The organism is Sphingomonas sp. NFX23 (genome assembly GCF_049887795.1).
Classification (GTDB): domain Bacteria; phylum Pseudomonadota; class Alphaproteobacteria; order Sphingomonadales; family Sphingomonadaceae; genus Sphingomonas.
On record NZ_JAGEKH010000002.1, the window covers coordinates 625,512 to 651,804 of the forward strand.

Annotated in this window: 24 protein-coding genes and 2 tRNA genes; 15 read left to right on the top strand and 11 right to left on the bottom strand. The window is 65.8% G+C overall.

The annotated features are described in order from the left end of the window. Nucleotides 1–101 precede the first annotated feature (101 nt). The 5 genes from J4O76_RS06840 to J4O76_RS06860 all read left to right on the top strand — a co-directional run bounded on the left by J4O76_RS06840 (nt 102) and on the right by J4O76_RS06860 (nt 4,990). The gene (locus J4O76_RS06840; protein WP_426280993.1) at nt 102–776 is read left to right on the top strand and encodes a fumarylacetoacetate hydrolase family protein; all 675 of its coding nucleotides are present in this window, start codon (nt 102–104) and stop codon (nt 774–776) included. 44 nt (nt 777–820) lie between these two features. Beyond that, the gene (locus tag J4O76_RS06845) at nt 821–2,440 is read left to right on the top strand and encodes an OFA family MFS transporter (RefSeq protein ID WP_426280995.1); all 1,620 of its coding nucleotides are present in this window, start codon (nt 821–823) and stop codon (nt 2,438–2,440) included. 59 nt (nt 2,441–2,499) lie between these two features. Beyond that, nucleotides 2,500–3,393, top strand: coding sequence for an SDR family oxidoreductase (locus J4O76_RS06850; RefSeq protein ID WP_426280996.1), 894 nt, complete (start codon nt 2,500–2,502; stop codon nt 3,391–3,393). A gap of 245 nt (nt 3,394–3,638) precedes the next feature. After that, complete coding sequence (locus tag J4O76_RS06855; protein WP_426280997.1) at nt 3,639–4,772, top strand: PepSY-associated TM helix domain-containing protein; 1,134 nt, start codon at nt 3,639–3,641, stop codon at nt 4,770–4,772. Beyond that, nucleotides 4,769–4,990 (top strand): hypothetical protein, encoded by a 222-nt coding sequence (locus J4O76_RS06860; RefSeq protein WP_426280998.1) that lies wholly within the window; start codon nt 4,769–4,771, stop codon nt 4,988–4,990. The genes J4O76_RS06855 and J4O76_RS06860 overlap by 4 nt, the downstream gene beginning before the upstream one ends. A 58-nt stretch (nt 4,991–5,048) precedes the next feature. On the opposite strand, the gene J4O76_RS06865 is transcribed toward J4O76_RS06860, so the two are convergent. After that, complete coding sequence (locus J4O76_RS06865) at nt 5,049–5,705, bottom strand: hypothetical protein (protein WP_426280999.1); 657 nt, start codon at nt 5,703–5,705, stop codon at nt 5,049–5,051. A 112-nt stretch (nt 5,706–5,817) separates the two neighbouring features. Here J4O76_RS06865 and J4O76_RS06870 point away from each other — a divergent pair, with 112 nt between their 5' ends. Continuing rightward, nucleotides 5,818–6,483, top strand: a complete 666-nt coding sequence (locus tag J4O76_RS06870; protein WP_426281001.1) for a response regulator transcription factor — start codon at nt 5,818–5,820, stop codon at nt 6,481–6,483. Nucleotides 6,484–6,664: 181 nt separating this feature from the next. Beyond that, nucleotides 6,665–8,065: a sensor histidine kinase gene (locus J4O76_RS06875; RefSeq protein ID WP_426281002.1), complete on the top strand. Its 1,401-nt coding sequence runs from the start codon at nt 6,665–6,667 to the stop codon at nt 8,063–8,065. A 2-nt stretch (nt 8,066–8,067) separates the two neighbouring features. Here the strand turns inward: J4O76_RS06875 and araD1 are convergent, their stop codons facing one another. Together araD1 and J4O76_RS06885 are read right to left on the bottom strand one after the other, a co-directional pair. Beyond that, nucleotides 8,068–9,063 (bottom strand): AraD1 family protein, encoded by a 996-nt coding sequence (gene araD1, locus J4O76_RS06880; protein ID WP_426281003.1) that lies wholly within the window; start codon nt 9,061–9,063, stop codon nt 8,068–8,070. Nucleotides 9,064–9,226: 163 nt separating this feature from the next. Beyond that, complete coding sequence (locus tag J4O76_RS06885; protein WP_426281005.1) at nt 9,227–10,549, bottom strand: sugar MFS transporter; 1,323 nt, start codon at nt 10,547–10,549, stop codon at nt 9,227–9,229. Between the two features lie 136 nt (nt 10,550–10,685). Here J4O76_RS06885 and J4O76_RS06890 point away from each other — a divergent pair, with 136 nt between their 5' ends. After that, nucleotides 10,686–11,831 (top strand): aldose epimerase family protein, encoded by a 1,146-nt coding sequence (locus J4O76_RS06890; RefSeq protein ID WP_426281006.1) that lies wholly within the window; start codon nt 10,686–10,688, stop codon nt 11,829–11,831. A 24-nt stretch (nt 11,832–11,855) separates the two neighbouring features. Further along, nucleotides 11,856–13,646, top strand: a complete 1,791-nt coding sequence (locus tag J4O76_RS06895) for an IlvD/Edd family dehydratase (protein ID WP_426281007.1) — start codon at nt 11,856–11,858, stop codon at nt 13,644–13,646. On the opposite strand, the gene J4O76_RS06900 is transcribed toward J4O76_RS06895, so the two are convergent. The 5 genes from J4O76_RS06900 to J4O76_RS06920 all read right to left on the bottom strand — a co-directional run bounded on the left by J4O76_RS06900 (nt 13,640) and on the right by J4O76_RS06920 (nt 19,503). After that, nucleotides 13,640–14,101, bottom strand: a complete 462-nt coding sequence (locus tag J4O76_RS06900) for a MaoC family dehydratase (RefSeq protein WP_093400360.1) — start codon at nt 14,099–14,101, stop codon at nt 13,640–13,642. The genes J4O76_RS06895 and J4O76_RS06900 overlap by 7 nt on opposite strands. Further along, entirely contained in the window at nt 14,101–15,939 is a 1,839-nt protein-coding gene (locus J4O76_RS06905; RefSeq protein WP_426281008.1) for an acetyl/propionyl/methylcrotonyl-CoA carboxylase subunit alpha, read from the bottom strand. The genes J4O76_RS06900 and J4O76_RS06905 overlap by 1 nt, the downstream gene beginning before the upstream one ends. A 159-nt stretch (nt 15,940–16,098) precedes the next feature. Continuing rightward, complete coding sequence (locus J4O76_RS06910) at nt 16,099–16,581, bottom strand: nuclear transport factor 2 family protein (RefSeq protein WP_426281009.1); 483 nt, start codon at nt 16,579–16,581, stop codon at nt 16,099–16,101. 4 nt (nt 16,582–16,585) lie between these two features. Then, complete coding sequence (locus J4O76_RS06915; protein WP_426281010.1) at nt 16,586–18,187, bottom strand: carboxyl transferase domain-containing protein; 1,602 nt, start codon at nt 18,185–18,187, stop codon at nt 16,586–16,588. Nucleotides 18,188–18,336: 149 nt separating this feature from the next. Further along, the gene (locus J4O76_RS06920; RefSeq protein ID WP_426281011.1) at nt 18,337–19,503 is read right to left on the bottom strand and encodes an isovaleryl-CoA dehydrogenase; all 1,167 of its coding nucleotides are present in this window, start codon (nt 19,501–19,503) and stop codon (nt 18,337–18,339) included. A gap of 122 nt (nt 19,504–19,625) precedes the next feature. Between J4O76_RS06920 and J4O76_RS06925 the strand changes: the two genes are divergently transcribed. Continuing rightward, on the top strand, nt 19,626–20,519 hold the full coding sequence (locus J4O76_RS06925) for a LysR family transcriptional regulator (protein WP_426281013.1): 894 nt from the start codon (nt 19,626–19,628) through the stop codon (nt 20,517–20,519). Between the two features lie 44 nt (nt 20,520–20,563). Here J4O76_RS06925 and J4O76_RS06930 read toward each other — a convergent pair. Together J4O76_RS06930 and J4O76_RS06935 are read right to left on the bottom strand one after the other, a co-directional pair. Beyond that, a tRNA-Ala gene (locus J4O76_RS06930) sits at nt 20,564–20,639 on the bottom strand. Nucleotides 20,640–20,722: 83 nt separating this feature from the next. After that, entirely contained in the window at nt 20,723–21,049 is a 327-nt protein-coding gene (locus J4O76_RS06935) for a TIGR02300 family protein (RefSeq protein WP_031395784.1), read from the bottom strand. A 99-nt stretch (nt 21,050–21,148) separates the two neighbouring features. On the opposite strand from J4O76_RS06935, the gene aroA reads away from it, so the two are divergent. Both aroA and cmk read left to right on the top strand, forming a co-directional pair. Then, complete coding sequence (aroA, locus tag J4O76_RS06940; protein WP_426281014.1) at nt 21,149–22,483, top strand: 3-phosphoshikimate 1-carboxyvinyltransferase; 1,335 nt, start codon at nt 21,149–21,151, stop codon at nt 22,481–22,483. Nucleotide 22,484: 1 nt separating this feature from the next. Next, the gene (gene cmk / locus J4O76_RS06945; protein ID WP_426281015.1) at nt 22,485–23,123 is read left to right on the top strand and encodes a (d)CMP kinase; all 639 of its coding nucleotides are present in this window, start codon (nt 22,485–22,487) and stop codon (nt 23,121–23,123) included. A 279-nt stretch (nt 23,124–23,402) separates the two neighbouring features. Here the strand turns inward: cmk and J4O76_RS06950 are convergent, their stop codons facing one another. Then, entirely contained in the window at nt 23,403–23,576 is a 174-nt protein-coding gene (locus tag J4O76_RS06950; RefSeq protein ID WP_426281017.1) for a SemiSWEET family transporter, read from the bottom strand. A gap of 359 nt (nt 23,577–23,935) precedes the next feature. Here J4O76_RS06950 and rpsA point away from each other — a divergent pair, with 359 nt between their 5' ends. From rpsA to J4O76_RS06965, 3 genes are all read left to right on the top strand, one after another. After that, nucleotides 23,936–25,654, top strand: a complete 1,719-nt coding sequence (rpsA, locus tag J4O76_RS06955; RefSeq protein WP_056060414.1) for a 30S ribosomal protein S1 — start codon at nt 23,936–23,938, stop codon at nt 25,652–25,654. A 175-nt stretch (nt 25,655–25,829) separates the two neighbouring features. Beyond that, on the top strand, nt 25,830–26,108 hold the full coding sequence (locus tag J4O76_RS06960; RefSeq protein WP_056060417.1) for an integration host factor subunit beta: 279 nt from the start codon (nt 25,830–25,832) through the stop codon (nt 26,106–26,108). Between the two features lie 100 nt (nt 26,109–26,208). After that, nucleotides 26,209–26,292: transfer RNA gene (locus tag J4O76_RS06965), tRNA-Leu, on the top strand. Nucleotide 26,293 lies beyond the last annotated feature (1 nt).

Below are 26,293 nucleotides of genomic sequence, written 5' to 3' on the forward strand. Positions count from 1 at the left end.
AGCCGTAACCCGTTGAGTCGGCAGACGTTCCGCTTCGTTGCTGCGAGCGGCCGTTGCAAAGCATGCGTCTGCGGTCGATGAGAGCGCGCGAAGGAGCCATCATGCACATCCCCACGATCACTGCGCCGACCGTCGCTATCGCCGGCACGACCGACCGCTTCCCCGTCCGCCGGATTTACTGCGTCGGCCAGAACTATGCCGACCACGCCCGCGAGATGGGCTCGGATCCCGATCGGCAGGAGCCGTTCTTCTTCTCCAAGCCCGCCGATGCGGTCGTCGCGGACGGCAGCACGCTCCCCTTCCCGCCGCAGACGGAAGACCTGCACCACGAAGTCGAGCTGGTGATCGCGCTCGGCACGGGCGGCAAGGATATCGCGGTCGAGGACGCCGCTGCGACGATCTTCGGTGCAGGCGTCGGCATCGACCTGACGCGGCGCGATCTCCAGGCGGCGGCGAAGAAGACCGGGCGCCCGTGGGACATGGCGAAGGGCTTCGATCGCTCCGCCCCCGTCGGCGCACTGACGCCAGGCGTGCCCGCAACTAAGGGCAGCATCGCACTCGCGATCGACGGCGAGACGCGCCAGTCCGGCGACCTGTCGATGATGATCTGGAGCGTGCCCGAGATCATCGCGACGCTGTCGACCTTCGTCGAGCTGGCACCGGGCGACCTGATCTTCACCGGCACCCCCGCCGGCGTCGGCCCGATCCGGCGCGGACAGACAGTGCACGCTACGATCGACGGGTTCGAAACACTGGAGGTGACATTCGCGGCGTGATCGCCCATCGTCCGGTGCATAAACAAAGCTAAACAGGGGGTTGCATGCCGGACACGAGAGACCTGGGCGCGGAGGGCTTTCTCAGCCGGGCGCGCACGGTTGCAGGCCCAGGCTTCAACCGGTGGCTCGTGCCGCCCTGTGCGCTCGCGATCCACCTGTGCATCGGCATGGCGTACGGGTTCAGCGTGTTCTGGTTGCCGCTGTCGCGCGCGATCGGGATCACGGATCCGGTCGCCTGCCCCAACCTTACGCTACTCGGCGCGCTGACCACCACGACCTGCGACTGGCGGGTGAGCGATCTCGTCTGGACGTACACGCTGTTCTTCGTGGTACTCGGTGCCGCCGCCGCGATCTGGGGCGGCTGGCTCGAACGCGCCGGCCCGCGGAAGGCCGGCGTGGTCGCCGCATTCTGCTGGTGCGGCGGCATGGGCATTGCCGCGATCGGCATCGCGACGCATCAGCTCTGGCTGATCTGGCTCGGGTCGGGCGTGATCGGCGGTATCGGGCTTGGCCTTGGGTACATCTCGCCCGTCTCGACGCTGATCAAATGGTTTCCCGATCGCCGCGGCATGGCGACCGGCATGGCGATCATGGGCTTTGGCGGCGGCGCGATGATCGGCGGGCCGCTCGCCGACCTGTTGATGAAGCATTTCGCTAGCCCCGCAGGCGTCGGCGTCTGGCAGACGTTCCTCGTCCTGGCCTGCATCTATTTCGTGTTCATGATGGCCGGCGCGATCGGCTACCGCGTGCCTGCCGAGGGTTGGGCGCCCGCCGGCTGGACCGCGCCGACCAGCGCCAAGGCATCAATCAGCCGCTTCAACGTCGCGCTGTCGGATGCGCACCGCACGCCGCAATTCTGGCTGGTGTGGCTGGTGCTCTTCTTCAACGTCTCCGCCTCGATCGGGATCATCGGTATCGCCTCGCCGATGTTGCAGGAGCTGTTTGGCGGACGCCTGATTGATGCGCCGAGCGTGTTGTTCACCGCGTTCGACGACGACCAGAAGAAGGCGGCAGCAGCGGTCGGCGCTGGGTTCGTGGGTGCGATCAGCCTGTTCAACATCGGCGGGCGGTTCTTCTGGGCTTGGCTGTCCGATCGCATCGGGCGCAAACCCCTGTTCGCGACGATCCTCGCGGCGGGCGCGGTGCTCTACGGTTTCGCCGCACCGGCGCTGGCGGGCACGACCTTGGGCCTGTTCATCCTGGTCTTCTGCATCCTCGCCTCGATGTACGGCGGCGGGTTCGCGACTGCGCCGGCGTATCTCGCCGACCTGTTCGGGACGAAATATGTCGGTGCGATCCATGGCCGGTTGCTGACCGCCTGGTCAACCGCAGGCGTGGTCGGGCCGCTCCTCGTCGCCAACATGCGTGACCGCGCGATCGCGGCGGGCGTGCCCCGCAGCGATATCTATCCGCCGATCTTCCTCGTGCTGGCGGCGATGCTCGTCGCGGGGTTCGTCGCGAACCTGTTCGTCCGGCCGGTCGCGGCCAAGTTCCACATGGCGGCGGACGACCGGCCGATCGCGGTCGACACGGTGGCCGGTGGTACGGCTACTGCGGCAACCGGGACGTCGCCACTTGTCGTGTTCGCATGGCTGGCAGTCGGACTGCCGATCCTCTGGGGGATCTACATGACGCTGTCGAAGGCGTTGATCCTGCTCAAATAGGGCGCAACCTATCCGCGCCGGCATGGGTTGCTCCTGTTCATTCGACACAGGAGCACCCCATGGACGACCGGCTCACGATGCAGGATCCGCGCACGCAATATCCGCAGCCCCCCTTCCCGCAGCAGCCGCAGGAAGCGCCGGGGATCGCGTCGAAGATGGATCCGAAACCCAATCACGGCGAGACCAGCTACAAGGGTTCGGGCAAGCTCGCGGGGCGCAAAGCGCTCATCACCGGCGGCGACAGCGGTATCGGCCGTGCCGCGGCGATCGCCTATGCCCGCGAAGGTGCCGACGTCGCGATCGTCTACCTCCCCGCCGAAGAGTCCGACGCGAAGGAAGTCGTCGCGCTGATCGAGGCAGAGGGGCGCAAGGCGCTCGCGCTGCTGGGCGATGTGAAGGACGAGTCGTTCTGTCGCGCCGCAGTCCAGCAGACGGTCGATGCATTCGGCGGACTCGACGTGCTGGTCGTCAACGCGGGCCGCCAACAGACGCGACCGACCGTCGCCGAAATCTCGACCGACGATTTCGACCAGACGATGAAGACCAATGTCTATGCGTTGCACTGGTTCGTGCAGGCCGCCGTCCCGCATCTCCCCGTCGGCGCGGCCGTGATCACGACCGCGTCGGTGCAGGGCTATGACCCGTCCGACAATCTGCTCGACTATGCGACCACCAAGGCCGCGATCGTCGCCTACACCAAGGGTCTAGCCAAGCAGCTGATCGAGAAGGGCATCCGCGCCAACGTCGTCGCGCCGGGCCCGTTCTGGACGGTGCTCCAGCCCAGCGGTGGCCAGCCGCAAGAAACGCTCGAGACGTTCGGTTCGAAAAGCCATTTCGGCCGTCCGGGCCAGCCGGTTGAGATCGCCCCGGTGTACGTGCTGCTCGCCTCGCAAGAAGGCAGCTACATCACGGGTGAAGTCTACGGCGTAACCGGCGGCGCAGGGGTCGCTTGACTGCTGATCCTCCCCCGCCAGGGGGAGGTGGCTGGCACTTGCGAGACGGAGGGGGAGGTAAGGATTACCGTCGTTGCGCGTTCCTCCCCCTCCGTCACCTGCGGTGCCACCTCCCCCTGGCGGGGGAGGATCAGCTAGTAAGGCCCTAGCACCAACGTCGCTATTGCACATCGTTATCAAATCTGTACCTGTGCGCTGGTGACCGCTCAGCAGATCATACCCCTCATCGAAACCACTCCCCGCGCATGACCCGCGGTACGATCAAGACCTGGTATCTCGTCCACAAATGGACGAGCCTGATCTGCACCGCGTTCCTGCTGATGCTGTGCGTGACCGGCCTGCCGCTGATCTTCGACGAGGAGATCGACGGCTGGCTCGACCCGCCCGCGCCGATGGCCACGCTTCCGGCAAACACGCCATCGCTGTCGCTCGACGCCATTCTCAGCCGCGCTGCGAAGGCGGCGTCCGGCGAGGTCCCCCTCTACATCAGCTTCGATGACGAGCGCCCGATCGTCTACGTGACGACCGGCCCAACGCCCGATGCCGCGCCCGCAGCGATGCATTTCCTTGCGTTCGACGCGCGCACCGGGGCAAAGATGCCGCCCTATGTCCCCGGCGTGATGGCGTTCATCCTGAAGCTCCACACCGACATGTTCCTCGGTTTCTGGGCAGAAATCTTCCTGGGCGTGATGGGCCTGCTCTTCTTCGCCGCGATCGTCTCGGGTGTCGTGCTCTACGCACCGTTCATGGCCAAGCTCGACTTCGGCACATTACGTCGCGGGCGCAGCAAGCGTCTCGGCTGGCTCGATCGCCACAATCTCCTCGGCATCGTCACGCTCACCTGGGCGAGCGTCGTCGGCGTGACGGGCACGATCAACACCTTCGTCGTGCCGATCACCGGTATCTGGAAGGCTAACGGCCTTGCAGAGATCATCGCCAGCGAGGCACGCACGCCACTGCCGGCCCAGCGCGCCTCGGTCCAGGCCGCGCTCGACGCGGTGCAGCGCGAGGCGCCCGAGATGAAGCCGCAGTTCATCGCCTTCCCCGGCGTCGTCTTCAGCAGTCACCATCACTACGCCGTCTTCCTGAAAGGCGCGACGCCGCTGACGTCGAAGATGTTGCTGCCCGGCTTCGTCGATGCCGCGACCGGACGGCTCGACGCGGTCGTGCCGATGCCCTGGTACATGCAGGCGATGCTGCTCGCGCAACCGCTGCATTTCGGGAATTACGGCGGCCTCGCGATGAAGATCGTCTGGGCGATCTTCGACATATTGACGATCATCGTGCTCGGTAGCGGGCTGTATCTTTGGCTGCGTCGTCGCGGTGGTCCGAGCGACCAACGCGTCCGCGAAGTCGTGATGGCGGGAGAAATGGCATGACACACAAGACCAACGGCCAGATCTTCGCATTGCCGATCCTGCTTGGCGTGTCGACCGTCGCCGGGCTCGGCGCAGGCCTGATCGGCGACGGCGTCTGGGATGTCGGTGCAGGCCTGCTGCTTGCGTTGCCGCTGGTCGTGACCGGCCGCTACTGGGTCCGCCCGCCCGAGCCGGCACAGCGCCGTCAACATCTCCAGCCCGCACCGATACGGCGATAACGCGGAGCCGGCATAATACCGGCCCCGCGCTGGTGTTGTGACCGTCAGGCGGCCGGCATCAGGTCGCCGGCGTACCCTGCCGGGCCGGCGCGGTCGTTGGCACCCCGACCGGAGGGGCAACGGGTGCGGGCGCGACTGCACCGTTAGCCATTGGCGGCGGCGGGGGCGCCATACCCACCGGCGGCGGCGGAGGGGCACCCGGACCGCCGGGAACCCCAGGACCTTCCGGCCCACCGGGGCCATCACGCCCCGGACCGTCGCGTCCCGGGCCACCAGGACCATGCGGGCCACGCGGCGGGCCGCCGACCGGGCCGAGCGCCATTACCTTGCCACCGGGTGCCACCAGGAACGAAGCGTGGACGAAGCCATCCTCGAACCGACCCTGGATCGTCACGGGCTGACCCGCCGCGATCAAGTTGCTGCCATCGCCTTCCCGACCGAGATCGACCAGCGCGCGACCGGTGCGGTCGGCCATCACGAACTTGTTGCCGTAGGTCTCCGCGACCGTGCCGCGGATCGTGACGATGCCGTCGGACTGGAGCGAACGGATCGCGGTTGGCGTGGCGGGCGCCATCGTCACGCTCGGGCGCGTGGCGGCAACCGTGACGGCACCCGCTGCACCGCCGACCACCAGCAAACCAGCCGCGGCGAGTGCCAGGCGATTGCGGCGGAGATTGAAGCGCTTGTTCGGCGCGATATGGGAATGTTCGGTCACGTGCGTCGTTCCTCTCATTGGTTGACGAATCACCGTCTAGGCGCGCGCTGCCGACGCCCGCTGAACCAAGCCGTTCAGTTTCCGTTGGGGTCTCAGGCATAGGGACAGGCGAATGCGGGTATTATTGGTCGAGGACGATGCGGCGATCGCCGACGGGTTGGCGCGAGCGTTGCGCGCGGAGCATTTCGCGGTCGACGTCGCGACCAACGGTGAGGACGGCGGTCATCTTGGCGCGACCGAAATGTACGACGCGGCGGTCCTCGATCTCGGCTTGCCCAAGCGCGACGGGCTGTCGGTCTTGCGTGACTGGCGTGCGGCGGGACGCGACCTGCCCGTCCTGATCCTCACCGCCCGCGACGGCTGGTCGGAAAAGGTCGAGGGCTTCAAGGCCGGTGCCGACGATTATGTCGTGAAGCCGTTCCGCGTCGAGGAGGTGGTCATGCGGCTGCGGGCGCTTGTCCGTCGTGCAGCCGGTCATGCGGCGGCGCGCGTCACGTGCGGACCGCTGACCTTCGACGCGCAGCTCGGCACGTTCGAGCTGAACGGCCTGCCGCTGAAACTCACCGCGTTCGAATGGCGCGTGCTCTCCGCCCTGATGCTCCGCCGCGAAGTCGTCATCGAGCGCGCCGACCTGATCGAGCGCGTTTACGAGGGCGATGCGGATGTCGACTCGAACTCGATCGAGGTCATCATCGGCCGGTTGCGGCGGAAGATCGGTGCGCAGATGATCGAGACGGTGCGCGGACGCGGGTATCGGCTGACGGCGGATGGGTCGTGATGACCGGACAAACGATTCGCCACAACAAAGACACCACCCCGGCGAAGGCCGGGGCCCAATTGGAAATGAATAGTAATGGCGCGTCGTCCATCATAATCGAAACCTCTCCAATTGGTCCCCGGCCTTCGCCGGGGTGGTATGTGACGGGCGGTTCACTCGACACCAGCGCGCGAAGCCGGCGATGACCCGCCTCCGCCTCATCCCCCGCTCGCTCTTCGGCCGCATGCTCGCGATCGCCGCGCTTTCGACCGGGATCGCGCTGCTGTTCGCCGGCATCACGATCGGCCACGTCCTCGAACGCTTCGTCACGCGCGGGCTCGACGAACGCCTCGATGCGCAAGTCGCGGTGTTGGCGCGGGCTGTCCGCCCGGACGGTTCGCTAGACCGGATGCGCGCGATCGACCTGCCCGAGTTCGGCGAACCCGGGTCCGACTGGTCATGGCAGGTCGAAGGTCCCGCCGGTCGCTTCGATAGCGGCACGACCCCGCCCCCAACCATTTCAAAGCCAGCCTCAACCATTCCACCGCCGCCGCCCGTTCTACCTCGCAGTGAAGAGCGCCCGCTTCCACCCGGCCCCGGCGGGCAGGAAGACCGACAGGTTCACCCTGGCGAAGCGCGCGACCAAAGCGGCGAGCGGCTGCACTCGCGCAGCCTGGACGTCACCACCCCACGCGGCACGGTGACCATCACCGCGATCGGCCCCCGCCGGATCGTCGAGGAGCCGTTGCGCGAGGCGATGATCCCGCTGCTCGGCTCGCTCGCCTTACTCGGCGTCGGCCTTGCGCTGGCGACGCTGGTGCAGTTGCGCTTTGGCCTGCGCCCCCTGCGCGATCTCCGCACCTCGCTCGCAGCCGTTCGCGCCGGCACCGAGCGCCACGTCCCCGACGACCAGCCCGGGGAATTGCAACCGCTCGTCGCGGAACTCAATGCACTGATCGACCAGAACGCGGCCGGGCTCGCGCACGCCCGCCAACACGTCGCCAACCTAGCGCACGGGTTGAAGACCCCCCTCGCCGCGCTCTCGCTGAAACTGGCCGAAGCGAACGCCGACGCAGACGTCCGCGACATGGTCGACCAGATCGATCGTCGAGTCCGCCATCACCTCGGTCGCGCTCGCGCGGATGCGACCGGCGGCGCGCGCACCCGGACGCCGATCGCCCCCGCCGTTGCCGATCTCATCGCGGTCTTGCGCCGCATTCACGCCGATCGCCCGATGACGATCGACATCGCGATTCCCGACGACCTAGCCGTCGCAATCGACCCGCAGGACTTGGACGAGATGATCGGCAACCTCCTCGACAACGCATGGCGTCACGCGCGCGCCGCGGTTTCGATCACTGCGAACTCGGTCGACGGCACCGTCACGCTTGAGATTGCCGACGACGGTCAAGGTCTCGACGACACGGCGATGGCGCAAGCGGTCCTGCCCGGCCGTCGTCTCGACGAACGCGGCGACGGTCACGGCTTCGGACTGTCGATCACGCGCGAGCTCGCCGAACTGAACGGGGGCACGGTGACGCTCGACCGTTCCCCCGTCCTCGGCGGCTTGTTAGTCCGCCTGACGCTACCTCAGCGCGGCTGATTTCACAGTGCGCGGACGACGACCGGCGACGGCGAGGCCTTGGCCAGCGTGTTGCGCAACGGCAGCGTGAACGGCGGCGCCTCGATCTCGAAAACGTCGCCCTCCCGCGTCGTCACGCCTTCGCTGAATGACAACGTTGCCGTCCCGAAGAAATGGACGTGAACGTCGCCCGGCCGGCGAAACAGATCGTATTTGAAGTGATGCGCCTCGAGGTTGGCGATCGTGTGCGACATGTTCGCCTCGCCCGAGAGGAACGGCTTTTCCCAAAGCAACGCACCGTCGCGGTGGATGCGGCTCATGCCCTCGACATGGTCGGGAATTGGGCCGGTCAGCAATTCCGGACCGAGCGCCGCCTGCCGCAGCTTGGAATGCGCGAGCCAGAGGTAATTGTGCCGCTCGGTCACGTGATCGCTGAACTCGTTGGCAAGACAGAGGCCAAGGCGGAACGGCGTACCGTCCGGGCCGATCAGGTAGATGCCGGCGAGTTCGGGCTCCTCGCCGCCGTCCTGCGCGAAGGCCGGGCTGGTGAGTGCGCCGCCAGGCCCGACCAAACCCGATCCATCACCCTTGTAGAACCATTCGGGCTGCTGGCCCGTCTCGCCCACCGCCGGCTTGCCGCCCGCGACTCCGTCGAGAAACATGCGCATCGAATCCGTCAGCGTTTCGGCTGCAGCCGCAGCGCGGTGCATCTTGTCGCGCCCTTCCGCGGAACCGAGATGCGTCAGTCCGGTGCCGGTCATGATGAGATGAGCGGGATCGCCATGATCGATCGGTGACAGCAGGCGGCCGGCGGCAAGTTCGGCGGCGATTTCAACCGTCGCGCCGGTCCCACACGCCCGAACCGCCGTCGCAAGATCGGTGCCCGCTGCGATCGCGCGCGTCGCAAGTTCACGGACGCTGTCCACGCCCAGGACGAGGCTCGCGCCCTCGTCGGAAGCGGCGATCACCGACCGCGTGCCGTTCGCTGCGCGATGCTGCAATAGGCGCAAACTGCTCACTTCTAATTCTCCTGCTAACGAGCGAAGGGCATACCCTATTACTCGGACTGATTACAGCCGCTAGCGATGCCGATCGTGCTACTTTGAACCTTACTCAACTACGCAAGAGACACTAACCGGTCGGCTAATTGTCAGACCAAGAGGATCTGAGAGTGTTGGTCCTTTAGCGCACCGCTTGTTCCGGCAACGCGTTGGTCGTCCGCGATCCCCACACGGCGTAGAACAACACGTAGAGTTCGCACGCCGCGGTCAGCAGGAACGAGTTCTGGAGACCGTAGGTATCTGCGAGCCAGCCCTGGACGATGACTAGCGCGCCGCCTGCGATCGCCATGATGAGCAGGCCCGACCCTTCCTCGGTGAGCGGCCCAAGCCCCTTGATGCCGAGCGTGAAGATCGTCGGGAACATGATCGAGTGGAACAGACCGACGGAGATCAGCGCCCACATCGCGACGTGCCCTGTGGTGAAAGTAGCGATAAGCATCACGACGCAGGCGCCGATGCTCGCAAACGCCAGCACGCGCTCGGCAGGGATCGTGCGCATCACCACGCTGCCGATCAGGCGGCCGACCATCATCCCGCCCCACAGGATGAACAGGTAATGCGATGCCTGCTCGTGCGTCAGGTTGCCGATGTTCGGTTGGCTGACGAAATTGATGAACAGGTTGGCGACACCAATTTCGGCTATCAGATAAATGAAGATCGCCGGGATGCCGAATACGAGGTTGCGATGCGACCAGAGCGACTGGCCCTTGCGATCCGCCTTCGCCGAACGCTGCGTCGCAGACCCCATCGCGGGCAGCGGGAAGCGCGCGATCACGATCGCCAGCACGACCAGCACGGCCGCGACGATCAGATAGGGCAGCACCACTGACTGCGCGTCGGCAATCCGCTCGGCCTGCGTCAGCACCGCGGTTGAACCGGCGGCGGCCGTGCCGGAGGTCGAACGACCCAGGATCAGGTAGCCACCGAACAGCGGCGCGAGTGTTGCGCCCGCCGAATTGAACGCCTGCACGAGGTTCAGCCGCGACGACGCTGTCTCGGGCGGACCAACGACGGCGACGTAGGGATTCGCCGCAACCTGCAGCAGCGTGATGCCACTCGCGATCACGAACAGCGCGACCAGCGTCACGCCGTACGACGGCAGCCGCGCGGCGGGCACCATCATCAATGCGCCGACCGCCATCAGGCCGAGCCCGAACACCATTGCGCGCTGATACCCGACACGCTCGATCAGCTTGGCCGACGGGATCGAGGCGAAGAAATACGCGATGAACCAGACGCTCTCGATCAGTGTCGTCTGCGTATAGCTGAGGTCGAACACGCTGCGCAGGTGCGGCAGCAGCGTGTTGTTGATGACCGTGATGAAGCCCCACATGAAGAACAGGCTGGCGAGCAACGTGAGCGCGGATCGATAGCTCGGCGCGCCTCCCGCGGCATGCACCGCCCCGGCCTCAACGGGCTTTTGCGTCTGTATCGGCATCGCCATAGTCGTTTCATCCTCCGTGCCCTGTCGGTGACTGCAACAGTCTTTTCCCGCAAGGCTTGCCCAGAAATATATTGTCCGACTATATAGCCACACAAGGCGCGTCAACGGCGTCAGACGAATAAGGAGGGGAACCGGAATGCGCGCAATCACAAAGTCGGGGATCATCGTGGCAACCTTGCTGGCAGCGCTTTCGGCGCACGCAGCCGACGCGGCAGAGGCGAAGCGCACGCCTGCCGGTACGCTTAAGGACGGTACCACGATCGAGGCCGTGACGCTCAGCAACGCGCATGGCGTCTCCGCGCGCATCCTGTCGTACGGTGCCACGCTGCAATCGTTGATGGGCCCGGACCGCAACGGCAAGATCGCCGACGTCATGCTCGGCTATGACGACCTCGCCTCCTACGTCGAGCATCCCAATTTCTTCGGCGTGACGGTCGGCCGTTTCGCCAATCGCATCGCCGGTGGCCGCTTCACGCTCGACGGCAAGGCGTACCAGTTGCCGCTCAACGACAAGGTCAATTCGCTGCACGGCGGCGGCAAGGGCTTCGACAAGGTCGCGTGGAAGATCGTCTCGGCGACGAACGGCCCGACCGCGACGCTCGTGCTGGGCTACCGCAGCCCGGACGGCGATTCCGGCTATCCCGGCAATCTGGACGTCACCGTCACCTATACGCTCGACGAAGCCGGCAATCTCGGCATCGCGTATGACGCGAAGACCGACAAGCCGACGATCGTGAACATGACCAATCACGGCATCTTCGATCTCGGCGGCGAAGGCTCGGCGATGGGCGCGTATGGCCACCGGCTGACGATCCCCGCCAAAGCGATCACGCCGGTCGACGACAAGCTGATCCCGACCGGTACGCTGCAGCCCGTCGCCGGCACGGTGTTCGATTTCCGAAACGGCCGCATCGTCGGCGAGGGCATCCGCGATGGTCGCGACCAGCAGATCCGCTACGGCCATGGCTACGACCATAATTTCGCGCTCGACAAGGGTCTGACCGCCAAGCCCGAACTGGCCGCGCGGCTGGAGGATCCTGTCTCGGGCCGCGTGCTCGAAGTCCTGACGACCGAGCCCGGCGTGCAGTTCTACACCGGCAATTTCCTCGACGGCACGTTCATCGGCAAGAAGGGTCATCTGTACCGCATGGGCGACGGCATCGCGCTCGAACCGCAGAAATTCCCCGATGCGCCGAACAAGCCGAACTTCGTCTCCGCACGCGTCGATCCGGGCAAGCCGTATCATCACGCCATGATCTACCGCATTTCCGTCGCCCGCTGATATTTGATCTCCAGAAAGCTCCTCATGACCGACATGCCTAAGCTCCGCTCGCGCGCGTGGTTCGACAACCCCGAGAATATCGACATGACCGCGCTCTATCTGGAGCGCTATCTGAACTTCGGGCTGAGCCTAGAGGAACTGCGCTCGGGCAAGCCGATCATCGGGATTGCGCAGACCGGCAGCGACCTGTCGCCGTGCAATCGCCACCACCTCGTGCTCGCCGAACGCCTGCGCGAGGGCATCCGGGAAGCCGGCGGCATCGCGCTCGAATTCCCGGTCCACCCGATCCAGGAAACCGGCAAGCGCCCGACCGCCGGGCTCGACCGCAACCTCGCCTATCTGGCATTGGTCGAGGTGCTCTACGGGTATCCGCTCGACGGCGTCGTGCTGACGATCGGTTGCGACAAGACCACGCCCGCCTGCCTGATGGCGGCGGCGACCGTGAATATTCCGGCGATCGCGCTATCGGTGGGGCCGATGCTCAACGGCTGGCACAAGGGCGAGCGGACCGGTTCGGGGACGATCGTGTGGAAGGCGCGCGAACTGCTCGCGACCGGTGCGCTCGACGACGAGGGCTTCATCAAGCTCGTCGCGTCGTCGGCGCCGTCGACCGGCTATTGCAACACGATGGGCACCGCGACGACGATGAATTCGCTCGCCGAGGCGCTCGGCATGCAGTTGCCCGGCTCGGCTGCGATCCCCGCGCCGTACCGTGATCGCCAGGAGGTCGCCTATCGCACCGGCAAGCGGATCGTCGACATGGTTTCGGAAGATCTGAAGCCGTCGGAGATTCTGACCAAGGAGGCGTTCCACAACGCGATCGTCGTTAATTCGGCGATCGGTGGCTCGACCAACGCACCGATCCATCTCGCCGCGATCGCGCGCCACATCGGCGTCGACCTGCCGATCGACGACTGGCAGACGCACGGTCACAAAGTGCCGCTGATGGTCAACCTCCAGCCCGCGGGCGAGTATCTCGGCGAAGATTACTACCATGCCGGCGGCGTCCCCGCGGTGGTCGCCGAGCTGATGAAGCAGGGCCTGATCCACGAGGACGCGATGACCGCGAACGGCAAGTCGATCGGCGACAATTGCCGGACCGCGACGATCGAGGACGAGCGCGTCATCCGCCCGTTCGCGACGCCGCTGCTCGAGGATGCCGGCTTCATCGTGCTGCGCGGCAATTTGTTCGACTCGGCGATCATGAAGACCAGCGTGATCTCGCCCGAGTTCCGCGAGCGGTATTTGAGCAACCCGGACGATCTCGAGGCGTTCGAGGGCCCCGCGGTCGTGTTCGACGGGCCGGAGGATTACCACCACCGGATCGACGATCCGTCGCTCGGGATCACCACCGATACGTTGCTGTTCATGCGTGGCGCGGGGCCGATCGGCTATCCGGGTGCGGCGGAAGTCGTGAACATGCGGCCGCCGGCGTATCTGATCCGGGAGGGGGTGCATGCCCTCCCCTGCATCGGCGACGGTCGCCAGTCGGGGACGTCGGGGTCGCCGTCGATCCTCAACGCCTCGCCTGAGGCGGCGGCGATGGGGGGGCTTGCGTTGATCCGGACTGGCGACCGAGTTCGCATCGACCTCGCCAAGGGCAGCGCTAACGTGCTGATCTCGGACGAGGATCTCGCCGAACGTCGCCGTGCGCTGACCGAAGCGGGTGGCTATGCCTATCCGCGTTCGCAGACGCCGTGGCAGGAAATCCAGCGCGCCACGGTCGGCCAGATGGAGACGGGTGCGATCCTCGAAGGCGCCGAGAAGTACCAGCGGATCGCGCAGACGATGGGCCTACCGCGCGATAATCACTGAGGAGGACTTGCGCGCCGCTCGATCAGGGCGGTGCGCAGGCATTGGCACACGATCTCGTCGCGCTGGTTGATGAGCCGGTGCGTGAAGGTGACGATGCCCGCGTTGGGGCGCGACTTGCTGGGCTTGAGCTCGGTCACTTCGGTTTCGCAGCGCATCGTGTCGCCGATGAACACGGGCTTCGGATGCACCAGCTTATCGTAGCCGAGATTGGCGACGAGCGTGCCGAGCGTCGTCTCGCCGACCGACAGCCCGACCATCAGTGCGAAGGTGAAGGTGCCGTTGACGAGGATTTGGCCGAACTCGCTCGCCTTGGCGGCCTCGATATCGAGATGCAGCGGCTGCGGATTGTGCGTCATCGTCGAGAACAGCAGGTTGTCCGTCTCGGTCACCGTGCGACGGATCTCGTGCTCGATCCGGTCGCCGATGCTCCAGTCGTCGAAATAGCGGCCGGCCATTAGCTATCCTTCTCGATGCGGACGAGCATGGTGCCCTCGGTCACCTGCCCGCCCTCGATGGCGTTGAGGTCCGCGACTATGCCGTCGAACGGCGCTGTCAGCGAATGCTCCATCTTCATCGCCTCGAGCGTGACGAGCTTCTGGCCCTTCGCGACGGTGTCGCCCGCTGCCACGTCGACCGCGATGATGCGGCCCGGCATGGGCGACAGGATAGCGCCGTCCGCTGCTCCGCCCGCAGCGACACCCGACGCACGCCAAGGCTTGAGCTGCCAGGTCTGGCCAGCTTCGGAGATCAGGACGTCTTCGAACGCCGACGTCGTTCCGGCCTGTCCGTCGAGTTCGACCTCGACCGGTTCGCCGTCGAGCAGGAACGTCGCGCTGCGGCGGGGGGCGGCATTGAGACGGAAGCCGGCGATTGGATCGGCTGATACGAGCGCCCCGGCGGCGTCGGCCAACGCCTCTTCGGTCGGGTGCGTCGGCGGCATGAGCGTGTCGCCTTCGCGCGCGATCAGACCGGTGTCGAGCGTGCCCGCCACGAAGTCGGGATGGTCGAGCGCCTCGACGAGGAACCCCGCGTTTGAGCGTACCGGCCAGACGACCGCACCATTGAGCGCATACGCCAGGGCTTCGCGCGCAGTCTCTCTGTCTTCGCCCCAAGCGATGACCTTGGCGATCATCGGGTCGTAGAACGGCGAGATTTCAGCGCCCTGCTCTACCCCGGTATCGACGCGCGCGGTGGTGCCGAGATCGAAGCGTTGGAGCGTTCCGATCGACGGCAGGAACCCCTTGGCGGGATCTTCGGCATAGAGCCGTGCTTCCATCGCCCAGCCGTCTATAGCCAGTTCGTCCTGACGCTTCGGCAAGGGCTCGCCGGACGCGACGCGGAGTTGCCATTCGACGAGGTCCTGGCCGGTGATCTCTTCGGTCACCGGGTGCTCGACCTGCAGCCGCGTGTTCATTTCCATGAACCAGATGCGGTCGGCGCGGAGGCCTTCGCTGGCGTCGGCGATGAACTCGATCGTACCGGCGCCGACGTACTCGACTGCCGTGGCGGCCTTTACCGCGGCGGCGCAGATCGCTTCGCGGGTGGCGGCGTCCATACCGGGTGCGGGCGCTTCCTCGATCACCTTCTGGTGGCGGCGCTGGAGCGAGCAGTCGCGTTCGAACAGGTGGACGACGTTGCCGTGGCTGTCGCCGAAGACCTGCACCTCGATATGGCGCGGCGAGAGGATGTATTTCTCGATCAGCACGTCGGTGTTGCCGAACGACGACGCCGCCTCGCGCTGGCACGAGACGAGCGCGTCGGCGAACTCGGCGGCCGTATCGACGCGACGCATACCCTTGCCGCCGCCGCCGGCGACTGCCTTGATGAGGACGGGATAGCCGATCGCATCGGCCTCCGCCTTCAGACGCTCGGGAGACTGGTCCTCGCCGAGATAGCCCGGCGTGACGGGCACGCCGGCAGCGATCATGCGCTGTTTCGCGGCGTCCTTGAGGCCCATTGCGCGGATGCTATCGGGGTTGGGGCCGACCCAGATCAGTCCGGCGTCTAGCACGGCTTGGGCGAAGTCGGCATTCTCGGACAGGAAGCCGTAGCCGGGGTGGATCGCCTGGGCGCCGGTCTCCTTCGCGGCGGCAATGATGCGGCCGCCGACGAGGTAGCTTTCGCGTGCCGGGGACGCACCGATATGGACGGCTTCGTCCGCCTGGCGGACGTGGAGCGCGTTCGCGTCAGCGTCCGAATAGACCGCTATCGTGCGGATGCCGAGTGCCCTTGCGGTGCGGATGATGCGGCAGGCGATCTCGCCGCGATTGGCGATCAGGAGGGACTCGATCATCGATTCGCTCCGCGGAAGTGCACAAAGTGCAGACGCTCCAGCGATGTGCACATCGGGCTCGAAAGCCGCTCGACGGCAGGAAGATCGGCGGAAAGGGTCGACTGGTTCATCATGGTCATTCCGGCATAAGCCGATGCGGGCGGTGTAGGACAGGCCATGTCAGTTCGCACATCCGGTGGTGCGCTTGGACCAGGTGATGTTGGCGATCTTCCAGCGGCCGGCGTCGCGGACCATGTCGAAATGGTCGGTGCCGCAATGCGAGACCTTGCCGTCGATCGTGAAGACGTAGGGCGACCAGACCATCGCGATGTCGCCGTCGATGTCGACTGCGGGATCGGTCAGGCGCTCGGCGTAGCGCTCGGGGCCGGGCTTGATCGATGCGGCGAACTCGGGCCAGCTCGTGCGGCGGACCGAGCGCGTGCCGTCTGGCTTTTCCTCCGCGACGGTGGCGCCTCCGTCGGAGCGGACCTGCGCGAGGATCGCCTGGCCGTCGCGGGCGGCGAGCGCGGCGAAGAGCGCATCGATCGGGACCATGACGCCCGCCTCTTCGGTCACTACCGCGGGCGGCAGGCCGGTGCCTTTGACGATCGGCTGGACCGGGGTGATCTGACCGGCGGCGAGGAGAAGTGACAGCAGGATCATCGGGTTACATCCTGAACACGCCGAACGCGGGGCGTTCGGGGATGGGAGCGTTGAGCGTCGCGGCGAAGGCCAGGCCAAGCACGTCTCGCGTTTGGGCGGGATCAATGATGCCGTCGTCCCAGAGGCGCGCGGTGGCGTACCAGGGGTTGCCCTCGTCCTCGTATTTCTGGCGGACCGGCGCCTTGAAGGCTTCGGCCTGCTCGGGCGTCCAGCCGTCCGCGTCGCGGTGGACGGTGGCTAGGACGGAGGCCGCTTGCTCGCCGCCCATCACGCTGATCCGGCTGTTGGGCCAGGTGAACAGGAAGCGCGGCGAATAGGCGCGGCCGCACATGCCGTAATTGCCCGCGCCGAAGCTGCCGCCGATCAGCACGGTGATCTTCGGGACGGTCGCGGTGGCCACGGCGGTGACGAGCTTTGCGCCATGTTTCGCAATGCCTTCCGCCTCGTATTTGCCGCCGACCATGAAGCCCGAGATGTTCTGGAGGAACAGCAGCGGGATTCTGCGCTGGCAGGCGAGCTCGATGAAGTGCGCGCCCTTCTGTGCGCTCTCGCTGAATAGCACGCCGTTGTTGGCGAGGATCGCGACCGGGATGCCCCAGATGTGCGCGAACCCGCAGACGAGCGAGGTGCCGTAGAGCGCCTTGAACTCGTGGAACTCGCTGCCGTCGACGAGGCGCGCGATCACTTCGTGGACGTCGTAGGGCGCGCGGACGTCGCTAGGGACGATGCCGTACAGTTCTTCGGGGGCGAACTTCGGCGGCCTGGGCTGCTGGAGGTTCACCGCGGTCTGCGCCTGCGGTTGCAGCGTCGAGACGATGTCGCGGACGATCGTTAGCGCGTGCTCGTCGTTCTCGGCGACGTGATCGACCACGCCCGAGCGGCGGCCATGCGTGTCGGCGCCGCCCAGTTCCTCGGCCGAAATGACTTCGCCGGTCGCGGCCTTCACCAGCGGTGGGCCGGCGAGGAAGATCGTGCCCTGCCCGCGGACGATGATCGTCTCGTCGGACATGGCGGGGACGTACGCGCCGCCCGCGGTGCAGCTGCCCATGACGCAGGCGATCTGCGGGATGCCGAGCGCCGACATCTGCGCCTGGTTGAAGAAGATGCGGCCGAAGTGATCGCGGTCTGGGAAGACCTCCGCCTGGTGCGGCAGGTTGGCGCCGCCGCTGTCGACGAGGTAGATGCAGGGGAGCCGGTTCTCCTGCGCGATTTCCTGCGCGCGGAGGTGTTTCTTGACGGTGAGCGGGTAGTAGGTGCCGCCCTTCACCGTCGCGTCGTTGCACAGGATCATGCACTGGCGACCCGACACGCGGCCGATCCCGGCGATCACGCCGGCGCCGGGGACCTCATCGTCATAGAGGCCGTTGGCGACGAGCTGGCCTATTTCGAGGAACGGCGAGCCGGGGTCGAGCAGACGTTCGACGCGATCGCGTGGGAGGAGTTTTCCGCGCGCGGCGTGGCGCTCGCGGGATTTCGCGTTGCCGCCTAGCGCGGTGCGGGCGACGTTTTCGCGGAGGGTTTCGGCAAGCGCGCGGTTGTGGGTCGCGTTGGCGCGGAAGGTCTCGCTGTCGGGCGACAGTGCGGAGCTGAGGACGGGCGCGGTCACGCAAATCCTCCCCGACACGGGGAGGGGGACCGTTCGACCGCTTGGGCGAAGGGTGGAGGGGGGGCTTCTGCCAGCGTTACGTGCGGGGTGAGCCCCCTCCACCGCTACGCGGTCCCCCTCCCCGTTCCGGGGAGGATTTGCGGGGGCCATCACTGCGCCACCTTGGGGGCGGCTCCGATGAGTTCTCTGCCGATCAGCATGCGGCGAATCTCGTTCGTCCCAGCGCCGATGTCGAGCAACTTCGCATCCCGCATGAACCGCTCGACCGGCCAGTCCTTGGTGTAGCCTGCCCCGCCGAGCGCCTGGATCGATTCGAGCGACACTTTCACCGCGCTCTCGCTCGCCAGCAGGATCGCGCCCGCCGCATCGAACCGCGTGGTCTTGCCCGCATCGCACGATTTCGCCACCGCATAGACGTACGCGCGCGCCGAACTCAGCGCGACGTACATGTCGGCGACCTTTGCCTGGATCAGCTGGAACTGGCCGATCGCCGTCCCGAACTGCTTCCGCTCACGGACGTACGGGATCACCACGTCCAAGCACGCCTGCATGATGCCGAGCTGGATGCCCGCGAGCACCGCGCGCTCGTAGTCGAGGCCCGACATTAGTACGCCGACGCCGCCATTCTCGGGTCCCATCACGTTCTCGAACGGGACCTCACAATCGGTGAACACGAGTTCCGCCGTGGGAGACCCACGCATACCCATCTTGTCGATCTTCTGGCCGATCGAGAAGCCCGGCATGTCCTTCTCGATCAAGAACGCGGTGATCCCGCGCGAGCCCTCGCCGGTCTTCGCATAGACGACCAACGTGTCTGCATAGGCCGCATTGGTGATCCAGAACTTCGTGCCGTTGAGGACGTAGCCGGTGTCGGTCTTCACCGCCTTGAGCTTCATCGAGACGACGTCGGAGCCCGCGCCCGCCTCGGACATGGCGAGGCTGCCGACATGCTCGCCCGACACGAGCTTGGGGAGGTACTTCGCCTTCTGCTCGGGATTGCCCCACCGGCGGATCTGGTTGACGCACAGGTTCGAATGCGCGCCGTAGCTCAAGCCGATCGAGGCGGACGCGCGCGAGACTTCCTCGACCGCGACGACGTGCTCCAGATAGCCGAGGCCGAGGCCGCCAAACTCCTCCTCGACGGTGATGCCGTGGAGGCCGAGTTCGCCCATCGCCGGCCACAGCTCGCGCGGGAACCAGTCGTCGGCGTCGATCTTGGCGGCCAGCGGCGCGATCTTGTCGGTGGCGAAGCGGTGCGTGCTCTCGCGGATCATGTCCGCGGATTCGCCGAGCGCGAAATCGAAATCGGGTATCATGCAGCCTCTCCAGACCTTGTGTTGCTGGCATGATACCCGGTCGCGGCGTCCAAGAGAAATTGATACGACCGAACACATGCGATAGATCGTGTCTATGGTCGTATCGCTATGATCGAACGCGCATGATCGAACGCTATGTATTGCGCTATTTCCTGGCGGTCGTGGACCAAGGCAATTTCACGCGCGCCGCCGCGCAGTGCCGGATCTCGCAACCGACGCTGTCGGTCGGGATCGCCAAGCTCGAGGCGTCGCTCGGACAGACGCTGTTCCTGCGGACCAACCGGCGTATCGAACTCACGCCCTCGGGTACGCGGTTCGCGGTGCATGCGCGCCGGATCGAAGCCGAGTTCGCCGCCGCCGAGCGGGATTTGCAGGACACGGCTCCGACCAAGCTTGTCCGGCTCGGGATCGCTACGACGTTACCGCCGTCCTGGATAGCGGCCGCGCTAGGCCGGGCGCGACGCGCCTCCACCACCGAACGCCTCGAAGTCGTCGAGGGACGGAGCAGCGAACTCGTCGCGTTGCTCGATCGCGGGCGGATCGACGTTATGCTCGGCGCGATCGGCGACGATGCGCGCGGTCGCGTGCTGCTCGAGGAGGGTTTCGCGGTCGCGGTGGCGAACGACCACCGACTGGCCGGACGTGCCACGCTCGCGGTCGCCGACGTCGCCGAGGAAACGATGATCGTCCGCCGCCACTGCGAAGCGCTGGCCGAAACGAGCCGCTTCTTCACCGCGCGCGGCGTGCGACCGTTCATGGCCGCCCGCACCGTCAGCGACGACCGCGCGCTGACCTATGTCCGTGCAGGGCTGGGTATGACGGTCATGCCGCTGAGCTTTGCCAGCGAAGGCATCGCGATGATTCGGTTGACGGGCTTCGATCCGACGCGGCGCGTAGGCGTGCTGGTGGCGAACGATTCTGCCTCGCGCATCGAGGGAAGCGCCGTGGTCGCGGCGATCGAGGAGACGTTCAGGGACCTGCACGCGGCGCGGGCCGGCGCCGACGATCTCGACTGACGCTATGTAAAAAGCTGTCCCGGCGGACCAGTCATCAACGGAAATGGTGGAGCCGAGGGGGATCGAACCCCTGACCTTTCGCATGCCATGCGAACGCTCTCCCAGCTGAGCTACGGCCCCATTCCCGTTGGGAGGCGGGTCACTAACCGGACCCGCCCGGGTTGGCAAGCGGCGTAAATGCCGCCTGCCAAATTTATTCAAACTTAACGCTCGTGCTCGTCCTGCGGCGTCTCGACGCCGAGGTCGTCGTCGCCGCCGAGATCGACTTCGTCGTCCGCCGACGGCTCTTCGTCCTCGCCGGTGATCGAGGCGATGTCCTCTTCCTCGTCACCCTCGAGATCCGCGTCGGGCTTCTTGGTGTCGGGCTTGGCGACCTCGAACGGCAGCGGCTGCTTCGACTTCAGGATGGGCTCGGGCTCCCACGCATACCCGCATTCGATGCAGGTCACGGGGTCGGCTTTTTCGAGGTCGTAGAAACGCGTCGCGCATTTCGGGCACGAACGCTTCGTGCCCCATTCCGGCTTGATCATGCCGATAGAACCTTTCGGATGAATGGATTGCGGGGGGATACCCTCGCAAAGTGGGCGCGCCTTGCCATAGCGCAAGGCCACTGTCAAAAGCCCGGCCCCATGGCACACCCCCTCCCCACTTCGATGGACGTCGTCGCACGCGGTCCACTGACCGGTTCGATCGCGGTCCCCGGCGACAAGTCGATCAGCCACCGCGCGCTGATGTTCGCGAGCCTGGCGGTCGGCACCAGCCGGATCGAGGGGTTGCTGGAGGGCGAGGACGTGCTTGCCACTGCGGCTGCGATGCGCGCGATGGGCGCGACGATCGAGCGGGGCGAGGACGGGATCTGGGTGGTGGACGGCGTTGGCGTCGGCGGATTGCTCCAGCCCGAGACGGCGCTGGAGATGGGCAATTCGGGGACGTCGACGCGGCTGCTGATGGGGCTGGTGTCGAGCCATCCGATCACCTGCACCTTTACCGGCGACGCGTCGCTGTCGGGGCGACCGATGGGACGCGTGATCGAGCCGCTGTCGCAGATGGGGGCGGACATTACCTCTTCGCCGGGCGGGCGGCTGCCGTTGATGGTGCGCGGGATGTGTCCGGCGGTGCCGATCGAATACACGCTGCCGGTCGCTTCGGCTCAGGTGAAGTCGGCGATCCTGCTGGCGGGGCTCAACACGCCGGGGATCACGCGGGTCATCGAGCCGGTCGCGACGCGCGATCATAGCGAGCGGATGCTGACCGGGTTCGGCGCGAAGCTGACCGTCGAGGAGACGAACCAGGGCCGTATCATTTCGATCACTGGCGAAGCCGAGCTGAAGCCGCAGGACATCGTCGTGCCGGGCGATCCTTCGTCTTCGGCGTTCTGGCTGGTCGCGGCGTCGATCGTGCCGGGGTCGGATATCGTCGTACGCAACGTCGGGCTGAACCCGACGCGGATCGGGATCGTCACGGCTTTGCGGATGATGGGCGCGGATATTACCGAGCTCGACCCGCGAACCGTCGGCGGCGAGCCGGTCGCCGACCTGCGCGTCCGGCATGCGCCGCTGACCGCGATTGAAGTGCCAGCCGATCTCGCGCCGAGCATGATCGACGAATATCCGGTGCTGTTCGTCGCCGCCGCGTTCGCGACCGGAACGACCGTCGCGCGCGGCGCGCATGAGTTGCGGGTCAAGGAATCGGACCGGATCACGACGATGCGGATCGCGCTCGAAGCGTGCGGGGTTCCTTGCGAGGAGTATGAGGATGGCATGGCGATCACCGGGTCGGGCGGCGCGGCGATTCGCGGTGGCGCTCGGGTCGCCTCGAAACTCGACCACCGCATCGCAATGAGCATGGTCGTGGCTGGACTTGGCGCCGTCGAGCCCGTCACGATTGACGATGTATCGCCGGTGGCGACGAGCTATCCCGTGTTCTTCCGGTCGCTCGATGCGCTTACCGGCCGGGGGAATTAAGATGATCATCGCAGTCGACGGTCCGGCGGCATCGGGCAAGGGCACGATCGCGCGTGCCTTGGCCAAGCATTACAAGCTGCCGTATCTCGATACCGGGCTGCTCTACCGCGCGGTCGCGTTGAGCGTGGCGCGGATGGGACTCGATCCGGAGACCGAGGCCGACGCGGTCGCGGCATGCGATTTCAGCGATGCGCTGTTGAGCGATCCGGCGTTGCGCGATGACGATATCGGCGCGCTGGCGTCGGTGGTGTCGGCGCATCCGCTGGTGCGGGCGGCGTTGCTGCACCGGCAGAAGCGGTTCGCGGCGCAGGATGGTGGCGCGATTCTGGACGGGCGCGACATCGGCACGGTGATTGCGCCGGATGCGGATGCGAAGCTGTTCGTGAAGGCCACGCCGAATATCCGGGCGCAGCGGCGGCATGCGGAGTTGCAGGCGCGCGGTGGGACGGCGAGCAAGGATCGGGTGCTGGCGGATATTCGGGCGCGGGATGCTCGGGATAGCGGGCGGTCGACTGCGCCGTTGGTGATGGCGGCGGATGCTGCGTTGCTGGATACGAGCTTTTTGTCGATTGAGGCTTCTGTGCAGCGGGCGGTTGCGTTGGTGGAGGCGCAGCGGGCGAAGAGGGCGGCTTCGGTTTAAGCCACTCCCCTGTCCTCAGGGGCCACCACCCCGGCGGAGGCCGGGGCCCAATTGGAACGTCGCAGTAACGAAGGACGGTCCTCAGTTAGCGACGTCCCCCAACTGGGCCCCGGCCTTCGCCGGGGTGGTTGCCCTGTTGGGGTGAGCTACCGCGACCCAACATTGTTTCCCCGCGAAGGCGGGGACCCAGACTGGGCTCCCGCCTTCGCGGGAGAACAAGGAAGCAGGCGCTATCGCCAGTTGTGACCCCCGCCGCGTACAGCGCCGCTTCCCCCTCCCCTAAAGCGCAGTAACCAGCGCGACCGCTCCGAACACCACCCCCGGAAAATTCGCCACGACGATCGGCCAGTCCCGCTTGTCCTTCAGAAACCCGTACCCGACCCACAGCGCGCAATTCACCATCGTCGCGAACGGCTGGACCACCGATCCTTTCTGACCCGCAAGGTTCAGCATGATCTAGTCGATGTACGACAGGTACATCACGATCGCCGTCACGGTGGCGACCCAGCCCAGCACGAGAATGCCGCGTTCGTTCAAATCTTCGCCCCTGTTGTGAGCGGCCCCTAACGAAGCAGCGGCGAACTTGCTCCGAGACGGGGTTTCGGCTATACGGAACCGTCCGGCGAGCGATGCTCGTGGAGGAAGGCGCGGAGACCCTCGAGTCTCACGCGCCGTTTTCGCATTCAGCGTCTACGTCCTCCGCGCTTCGTGCCGTCCGGATGCTGCGCCGGCGTTCGGTCGTCGCGGCAACGAAGGCCAAGACCAGCGGACCCAACCGCTTGGCCGGAAACAGACTAGGATTACTGAATTCTATGGCAACCCAGGTAATGCCGACCCGCGACGATTTCGCGGCGATGCTGAACGAAACGCTCGGCGACGCCGACAGCTTCGAGGGCCGCGTGGTGCATGGCACCGTGACCGGCATCGAGAACGACATGGCCGTCATCGACGTCGGCCTGAAGTCGGAAGGCCGCGTGCCGCTTCGCGAATTCGCAGCGCCGGGCCAGAAGGCTGACCTCAAGGTCGGCGACGAAGTCGAAGTCTATGTCGATCGCGTCGAGAACGTCCACGGCGAAGCGATGCTTAGCCGCGATCGCGCCCGTCGCGAAGCCGCATGGGACAAGCTGGAAACCGAATTCTCCAAGACGACCCGCGTCGAAGGCGTGATCTTCGGCCGCGTGAAGGGTGGCTTCACCGTCGACCTGAACGGCGCCGTTGCCTTCCTGCCCGGTTCGCAGGTCGATATCCGCCCCGTGCGCGATGTCACCCCGCTGATGGACATCCCCCAGCCGTTCCAGATCCTGAAGATGGACCGCAAGCGCGGCAACATCGTCGTGTCGCGTCGCGCCGTTCTCGAAGAGACGCGCGCAGAGCAGCGTTCGGGCCTCATCCTCAGCCTGGCCGAGGGCCAGATCATCGACGGCGTCGTCAAGAACATCACCGATTACGGTGCGTTCGTTGATCTCGGCGGCATCGATGGCCTGCTGCACGTCACCGATCTCAGCTACAAGCGCGTCGGTCACCCGAGCGAAGTCCTGAACATCGGCGACACCGTCAAGGTGCAGATCATCCGCATCAACAAGGACACCCAGCGCATCAGCCTCGGCATGAAGCAGCTGGAAAGCGATCCCTGGGATGGCGCGATGGTCAAGTATCCGGTCGGCGCGAAGCTCACCGGCCGCGTCACGAACATCACCGAATATGGTGCGTTCGTCGAGCTGGAAGCGGGCATCGAAGGCCTCGTCCACGTGTCGGAAATGTCCTGGACCAAGAAGAACGTCCATCCCGGCAAGATCGTGTCGACCTCGCAGGAAGTCGACGTCATGGTCCTCGAAGTCGATTCCGAGAAGCGTCGCATCTCGCTCGGCCTCAAGCAGGCTCAGGCCAATCCCTGGGAGGCATTCGCTGCCGCTCATCCGATCGGTTCGACCGTCGAAGGCGAAGTCAAGAACGCGACCGAGTTCGGTCTGTTCATCGGCCTCGACAACGACGTCGACGGCATGGTCCACATGTCCGACATCGCTTGGGGTGTTTCGGGCGAGGACGCGCTCAACCTGCATCGCAAGGGTGAGACCGTCGAGGCCGTCGTGCTCGACATCGACGCCGAGAAGGAGCGTATCTCGCTCGGCATGAAGCAGCTCGAGCGTGGCGGGCCATCGGCCGGCGGCATCGCAGCAGCAGGCGACAAGCTGAACAAGAACGCGATCGTTACCGTGACCGTTCTCGAAGTCCGCGATGCGGGCCTCGAAGTGCAGCAGGGCGACGATGGCGCGACCGGCTTCATCAAGCGCACGGATCTGGGTCGCGATCGCGACGAGCAGCGTCCGGAGCGTTTCCAGGTCGGCCAGAAGTTCGACGCGATGGTCACCGGCTTCGATCGTTCGAAGAAGCCGACCTTCTCGATCAAGGCCATGCAGATCTCGGAAGAGAAGCAGGCTGTGGCGCAGTATGGTTCGTCGGACTCCGGCGCGACCCTCGGCAACATCCTGGGCGAGGCTCTCAAGGCTCGCACGGACGCCGAGAAGAAGTAAGTGTTAAGAAAAGCCTAACGGCTTATCGATGAAAACGCCCGGCATGTCTCGAACATGTCGGGCTTTTTATTGTCAGATCCACTTTGGTTTTTGACTGTTCGGTAATAAGTGCTAATGCCTCGCAGGTTGACCTGTATCAATCTGTACGCGTTTTTTTAGATGGGCGGGGGCTCGAATGATCCGATCTGAACTGGTCCTTAAGATCGCCGAGGCGCATCCGGACCTACAGCCTAACGAAGTGGAGCTGATCGTCAGCACCTTCTTCGACGAGATATCCAAGCGACTGGCCGCCGACGGTCGAGTCGAACTGCGCGGTTTCGGTGCATTCTCCACGCGTGCGCGCGATGCGCGGACCGGCCGCAACCCGCGTACCGGCGAAGTCGTCGAGGTCGAGGCCAAGCGCGTGCCGTATTTCAAGCCGGGCAAGGAAATGCGCTCACGCCTGAACGTGTGAGCGGTACCACTGCGCGGGACCGTAGACAGTCGGAGAATATGCTGCCGGCCTGGCAAGATGGGTTGACGCTGCGCGCGACCTCGTCTTGTTGGGCGCGTGTGCGGACGTGGCGAAACCGGTAGACGCAGGAGACTTAAAATCTCCCTCCCTAGGAGTGCGGGTTCGAGTCCCGCCGTCCGCACCAA